The organism is Bradyrhizobium sp. NBAIM03, from assembly GCF_020194055.1.
Taxonomy (GTDB): domain Bacteria; phylum Pseudomonadota; class Alphaproteobacteria; order Rhizobiales; family Xanthobacteraceae; genus Bradyrhizobium; species Bradyrhizobium yuanmingense.
On sequence record NZ_JADYVS010000071.1, the window covers coordinates 1 to 2920 of the forward strand.

2 protein-coding genes and 2 pseudogenes are annotated in these 2920 nt (G+C 56.6%); 2 read left to right on the forward strand and 2 right to left on the reverse strand.

Translation table 11 applies throughout. The annotated features are described in order from the left end of the window. Window positions 1-212: 212 nt before the first annotated feature. Window positions 213-755, reverse strand: a complete 543-nt coding sequence (locus tag I6F21_RS37355; protein ID WP_225184340.1) for an RICIN domain-containing protein — start codon at window positions 753-755, stop codon at window positions 213-215. Between the two features lie 415 nt (window positions 756-1170). On the opposite strand from I6F21_RS37355, the pseudogene I6F21_RS37360 reads away from it, so the two are divergent. Beyond that, window positions 1171-1378: pseudogene (locus I6F21_RS37360) on the forward strand (IS110 family transposase); the annotation flags it as partial. 504 nt (window positions 1379-1882) lie between these two features. Here I6F21_RS37360 and I6F21_RS37365 read toward each other — a convergent pair. Then, window positions 1883-2353: a hypothetical protein gene (locus I6F21_RS37365; protein WP_225132079.1), complete on the reverse strand. Its 471-nt coding sequence runs from the start codon at window positions 2351-2353 to the stop codon at window positions 1883-1885. Between the two features lie 117 nt (window positions 2354-2470). Between I6F21_RS37365 and I6F21_RS37370 the strand changes: the two are divergent. Further along, window positions 2471-2664: pseudogene (locus I6F21_RS37370) on the forward strand (hypothetical protein); the annotation flags it as partial. Window positions 2665-2920: the final 256 nt, after the last annotated feature.

Here is a 2920-nt window from a genome sequence, read left to right on the forward strand (position 1 = left end):
CGTGCGGCTCTTCAAGCTCGCCACAATCGCATGACGATCAACCCCGTTGCCCACGTCACGAGGGCCGCGTAACATTCATTCCGGCAACGTCGATCCGACCTAGTTCAACAGCGATCGGGACATCCCCTTTGGAAGGGGGTCGAACGATCTGGCCCGACCCCGCCCTGTGAGCACACGTAGATGAAGCCTCATCGTGCGCAGAGGATTTGCGATTACCCCGCAACTTCAACCTCGAGATCCGTAGCGCGCAGGCTCGATAGTGGTACATGCTGCCACTTCTGAGCGACTGTGCCGTTCTCCGGATAGAGCCAAATTGGGTTGCCTTCTTGCTGTCTGCTATTATTGTTATCGATGCACAGGTTGCGATTGACTAAGCTGTAGATAGGACCTGGGTTCTCCCCAAATTCCCACTGCTGGTTAGGGTTGGCAGCGTCGTAGAACTGAAGGTAGAGCCTAGCTTCCCTGATGGCATTACCGCTTGGCGCGAGTGCAAGCCGATCGCTTGCGTGAAGCCTAATGGAGCCGGCGTCAAGGTCGATATCCCAGACAATATATCGAAGGGCGGCATGTCTTTTTCGAAGTACAATTGGAGCACCCACTGCCTGATCGTGCACGCCGATCACGTAGTCCTCATTCGCCTTGTATTTGATTATAAAGCTTCCCATTTGTATGTATCCTTGCTTTCCGAAAGCGCTGTCCACCGCGCGATGAAGGTCTTTGAGCCTCACCACCCTTTGCAGCAATATACGTGCCACCGGAAAATGTTCTGTGCATTTAGAGAAAGGCGCGAGATCGTGCGCTTCCCTGTGCCCAGCGGGATGCTTACATCTCAATGTTGGCCTCCCGACGCACAATGTCTTCAGTCGGACATGGCTGAATAGTTAGACCGTATGCGCACCTCTTGCGGTGAGATGGCTCGCCCTACACTGCGCGTCCTAAGGTTGCACGGGCGTACCGAGCCGATCCTCATCACGAGGACGAGCCGTGGCAGATTATAGGAAGGCCTTTTGTCGGAATCGATGTGGCCAAGCTGAGAAATGCCGTCGGGATTGCGGATGTAGGCCGGGAGGGCGAGGTTCGGTTCTTGCGAGGTCGATGCCTTCATTGTCAACATGCGCCGCGTCATAGAGCGGATTGCCAACCGGTTTGACGCGTCCACTTCTGTTACGAGCCGGCCCAATTGGCTATGGTCTTTATCGCCTGATCCGGTCGCTCGGCCACGAATGCACTGTGATGGCGCCATCATTAATCCCGAGGAAGCCGGGCGATCGTGCGGAGACGAACCGCCGGGACGCCGTTTTCTCGCGCGGCTGCTACGCGCCGGCGAGCTAACGGCTTGTGGCTGCCTGATGAAGGTCACGAAGCGATGCGCGATCTCTTCGCGTCGCATGAGCAGCGGCTGAGATGCCGCGCGGCATAGAGCGGAGTGTGCAGGCCTGCATCTCCGCCATGATCCGCGCCTTCTCCTCGCCCATCCATCCTCGCCGCCGACGTTCCCCGGTGATCACCTCGACACGACGATAGGAATCACCTTCCAGCCTGCCATCAATATGGCACTTGCCATCGTTCCACCTCCACCGATAGATAGGGCCTCAGGCCGGTTACTGTCTTCAAGAGTAGTTCGATTAGGAACCAACGGCTCTAACGGTAGAACATCTGGTGAGCGACGTCAGGACCGAATGCGCGCGACCCACGTGACCGCGATGAATAGGCTGAGCTGACCCGCGACGTCGATCTTCGTGCAGAAGTTCGGACATCCGAGTCTTGAACCAGGCACAGCTGAAGACCCAAAACGCCTCGCCTCGACCACAGATTCCAACCAGCTGCTGTTACAGATCCAGGCACAGTTGAGTTTGAGCTGAGCATGAGCTTATCCTTTGCCTTATTGGACTGATCCGCCGTTCGACTTTCCGGCATCTCCGCCAGTGCTCGCGCGGTTCTCGCGCTTACGAATGAACGTCTCATATCCCTCGGGATTAACCTCCTTTAGGCGATCTAGCGCGCGCTCAGCTTCCAGATCGGCGGCCTTGCTATGACGCTGTTTGATCTCGTTTACTTTTGCTTCCATCCCTGTGAGCTGCCCCATTGCTGTTGTTGCATCCTCGGATGCGATCTTGAGCTTCGCGCCTGGTGTCTCCTCGATGCCTACGAGCATCGTCCTAAGCTCTTTAACGGCCTTGGAAAGAATGACCAGCTGTTCAGCTAAGCCAATCTCAGCACTTACGTCATTATCGACTTGCCGGTGAAAATTCGGTGCGATGTCCTGCACCACCGACCCGCTGAGTGGCGCGAAAAATGGAAAACTCAACCAAGAGAACCAATTAGGGTTTGACATTGATATCCTCTCGGCCATCTTGGTGTTCTTCCTCAGTATATTCCAGCAATTGGCGTGCCAATCGGCCTTGGTATCGACGACGGCGCAAAGTACAGATATCATTTCCACCGGGCATGCGAACCTAGCGCGGCCCGGATGCACAGCTCGGCTTGTCGCCGCAGGTTAGGCGGTACCGTCAAGTTAACGAAAGTGATCAGCTATGCCGTTTGGTTGTATTTCCGGTTTCCCTTAAGCTTGCGCATGGTCTGGAAATGCTGGCGGCGCGTGGCATCGGCGTGACCTATGAAACCGTGCGCCAGTGGGGGCGCAAATTCAGCAAGCCGTTCTCCGGCTTTCAATTACCCACATTTCCAGCCGCGGCGATTTCGGCGCCGAGTTCGATGTCTGCGAGTCGGGAGAGGCCGCGCCAGATGACAACGTTTCCGGGTGGCGGACCGCCCGCCCTGGCCAAGTAGCCACCTAGCAGGCTGTTGAAGAACTCAGCTGTGTTCGCAAACGAAGGCCGAATCGTCGCCATTGTGTATGTAGAAGTGGCCGACGAGCCTGCCGGCAGTGCCGATCATGGCCCATCCGCGACCGCAGGTG

What these genes read in the sequence shown, in the direction of transcription:
- I6F21_RS37365 (WP_225132079.1), bottom strand. Translation starts at nt 2,353, where the DNA reads ATGGCCGAGAGGATATCAATGTCAAACCCTAATTGGTTCTCTTGGTTG.